The 3,480-nt window shown below is 69.0% G+C and carries 1 protein-coding gene and 3 pseudogenes; all 4 read right to left on the bottom strand.

Going from position 1 to position 3,480, the window contains the following annotated elements:
- Positions 1–157, bottom strand: a pseudogene (locus tag EDC25_RS15220) (IS91 family transposase); the annotation flags it as partial.
- A gap of 109 nt (positions 158–266) precedes the next feature.
- A pseudogene (locus tag EDC25_RS15140) lies at positions 267–1,880 on the bottom strand (portal protein); the annotation flags it as partial.
- A 50-nt stretch (positions 1,881–1,930) separates the two neighbouring features.
- Positions 1,931–2,182, bottom strand: a pseudogene (locus tag EDC25_RS15215) (3-hydroxybutyrate oligomer hydrolase family protein); the annotation flags it as partial.
- Between the two features lie 253 nt (positions 2,183–2,435).
- Positions 2,436–3,480, bottom strand: a 1,045-nt coding sequence (locus EDC25_RS14530; RefSeq protein WP_207905725.1) for an InlB B-repeat-containing protein, incomplete at its 5' end; no start/stop codon positions are given.

Below are 3,480 nucleotides of genomic sequence, written 5' to 3'. Positions count from 1 at the left end.
GTGTCAGGTGCCGACACACCCGGTGCGCGATGGTAGCTGCCAGCTGGGCCAACTGCGCGGTGGTGGGCGCACGGGCGCGGTGCAGGCGCAGTTCGCGCCGCGGCAGCTCGGTGGCTTCCACGTACACGCCGTCGAGCCACAGCATGTGGAAGTGGATGCGCGTCCTTTTTTCCCTGCACGCTGCTGCGCTTGGCCTCGGCGTTGAGCTTCGCCGCGGTCGCGAGGTCCTTGCCGATCTTCGCGGTGCGCTCCTGCACGTCGAGGTCGTGCGCCTGGCGTTCGCGCTCAGCCTGCTCGATCGCCATCTCCTGGTGCGCAGGGTCTTCTTCCTGCCCCGGCGCCGGCTGGCCGTTGATCTTGCGGATGCGCGCGACCAGCTCGTCGCGGTTCGGGATGTCCGTCAGCTCGAACGCGATGTCGAGCAGCTGGATCTGCATGTCCGGCGGCAGCTTCGTGATGATCTCGAACATCTGCTGCGCCATCGCCATGCGGACCGTCTCGCGGTAGCCCTGCTGGTCGATGATGAAGTCGGCCGCCTGCTTCGAGAGGTCGTTCTTGAACAGGATCCCGCCCGTTTCCGGGTCGGCGTACGGCTCGTTGACGATCAGCCAGTCGACCTTCCCGCGCGGGCCGAGGATGCGCAGGCGCTTGGGGAGCGGCATGAACTGCTCGACCAGCGACAGCTGCTTCTGGCCGCTGATCTGCATGAACTGTCGGTAGTTGTCGAAGAGCTCCGCCGTACTCACGGAGCCCTGCTGCTGCTTCGCCTGGATGGCGACGCCGCTGATCGCACTGCTGTCCTGTCCGAGGTTCTCGCGCGTGACGCCGCTGCCCTCGAGGATGTGGTCCTTCGCCTCCTGCATCAGCTGGACCTGCCCCGGCACCAGCTCCGCGCCCCATTCCAGCTTGACGCGGTTGTGCTCGAGCGCGCCCTTCGCCACGCGGATGCGCGCGTCGGGGCGTGCGGCCTCGTCGAGGATCTCGTCCTCGTCCGCCTTGTCGATCGCGCCGTCCTCGAAGATGACGCGGTTGACCGAGAGCATGAACAGCGCCTTCGACCGGCGCTTGTTGTAGTCCAGCTGCGCATCGCGCATGCCGCGCACGTAGCCGTACGGCAGCCCGGTCCGGTCTTCCCGCTTGCACCAGATCGCGGTGAACGGATAGCGGTTGTGCTTGTACGGGCTCGGCGCCAGCGCCAGGAGCAGCTTCGGCACCCAGATCGCGTAGAAGATGCGCTCGGCGACGGCGTCCGTCAGCGTCGCCATGCCGCTGCTCACGGCCTTGACATGCGTCTCGTCCGCCCTGTCGAACTCGCGGCCGTTGAGGTCGGGGTCGAGACTCTCGATCCGCTGCACATTCTGCGGCCGCTTGAACCACGTTTCGATCAGCGGCAGGCGGCGCCGGTACTTCTGGTCGATGCTGCTGGTACCGAACAGGCGGTAGCCGTTGTCGCCGGCGCTCCGAAGGTCGCGGTGCAGGAACAGCGCCGGCATGTCCGCCAGGTCGTCGCTATCGCCGAGGTCCAACTCGGTCGCGCTCTTGGCCATGCCGTCGAGGGCGTCGGCGTGCGCCGGGAACATCACCTGCGCGTAGTCGAGGTCGACCCATTTGCGCCGGTGGATGTACCGGCAGTCGCGAAGGTCGTTGCGGCGGGAGAACGGGTCCCACCACATGACTTTCCAGTCCTCGTGGCGGACGCATACCGGCTCCGAATCGGGGTCCTGGATGATGCACTCCTCCAGCCAGCCGATGCCGACCTTCGCCGCGTGTGCGAACGCCGAGGAGCGCTCGAAGCCGGCCTGATTGACGTCGTCGATGTACTTGACGACCTGCTGCTTCGCCTGCGCGGACTCGTTGTCCTCGGGGCCGCGCGGGTGCACCTTGCCCTCGATGCGCGCGTATAGAACGGCTGGCTCGCACCCGGCAGCCGCGCGAACGCGGTGAACTCGCGCCCCGGTACGTTCGGCACCGCGCCGTACACGCTGCCGAAACCGCCAAGCGGACCGAGATCGGCGATGCCGTTCCAGTTCGCGTGGATCGCGCGCCGGCGCAGCTCGGCCGGCGTCGGCGCAAGCGGATCGGCGAATGCCGGCGCCGGCGAGCGCAACCCGCCGAGTCCGAGACCGGCGGACAGGAGATCGTCCGCGCCCCGATGCCCGGTTTCGCGTACCGGGCCGAACATCGGTTCGTTCGTCACGCGCTTCCCCTCCGGCGCGGGCAGCGCCGCGCAGGCCGAAACCGCAACCGCAAGAATGGCAGGCAACGCATGACGCATGCCCGCAGCCTAGCGCTTGCGCGTGGCAGCGGCATCGTACCTTGGTCGATTCCTTGCGACCCCGGCCAACCCCTGCGTCTTGTTGCCTGCGGGCGGTTCGCTCGCGCGCTGCCGCGCGCGACGCGCGATCACGAACCACCCGAGACAGGCGAACCCGCAATCAGCCCATCGCACGCCGACGACGCAGCCCCGCCGCCGCCAGCAAGGCTGCGAGCAGCAACAGCGCCCAGCGCGCATCGACCGGCACCGGCGTCGCCGTGGCGGCCACCGTCACCGCGAACGCGACCTCGACGCTGCAGTCGCCGGTGATCGGGCCGGTCTGGTAGCTGGTTCCGGTCAGCGTGCCGGCCGGACAGGTGCCGCCGATCGTGTCGACGTGGTGGCCCGCGTCCGGTGTCACCGTGAAGGTCGCGGCGCTGCCGTGGGTCACGCTCTGCGAAGCCGGCGCGATCGTGCCGTTGCCGGTCGCGTTGGCCGTGACCACGTAGACGGCAGGCGCGTCCGGCGCGAACGCGACCGTGACGCTGCAGTCGCCGGTGATCGCACCGGTCTGGTAGCTGCTTCCCGTCAGCGTGCCGGCCGGACACGTGCCGCTGATCGTGTCGACGTGGTGGCCCGCGTCCGGTGTCATCGTGAACGCCGCCGCGCTGCCGTGGGTCACGCTCTGCGAAGCCGGCGCGATCGTGCCGTTGCCGCTCGCGCTGGCCGTGACCACGTAGACGGCAGGCGCATCCGGCGCGAACGCGACGGTGACGCTGCAATCGCCGGTGATCGCGCCGGTCTGGTAGCTGGTTCCCGTCAGCGTGCCGGACGGACACGTGCCGCCGATGGTGTCGACGTGGTGGCCCACCGCAGGCGTGACGGTCAGCATTGCGGTGTCGCCGTGATCGACGCTTTGCGATGCCGGCGTGATCGTGCCGTTGCCGGTCGCCGTGGCGGTGACCGTGTAGGCGTTGATGGCGAAGGTCGCCGTGACCGCGCAATCGGCGGTGATGTTCGGCGCCGTCCAGGTGCCGTCGCCGTTGTCGGCGGGCGTGCAGGTGTCGCCGGTGACGGAGACCACGTGATGACCGACAGCCGGCGTGACCGTGATCGTTGCGGTATCGCCGTGATCGACGCTTTGCGAGGCCGGCGTGATCGTGCCGTTGCCGGTCGCCGTGGCGGTGACGGTGTAGCTGACCGTGGCGCAAGTCACGCTCACGGTG

Origin of the sequence: Pseudofulvimonas gallinarii, assembly GCF_004343305.1 — a bacterium.
Lineage (GTDB): Bacteria > Pseudomonadota > Gammaproteobacteria > Xanthomonadales > UBA2363 > Pseudofulvimonas > Pseudofulvimonas gallinarii.
Note: the sequence above shows the minus strand (reverse complement) of the source record. Positions and strands in the feature narration are given on the sequence as shown.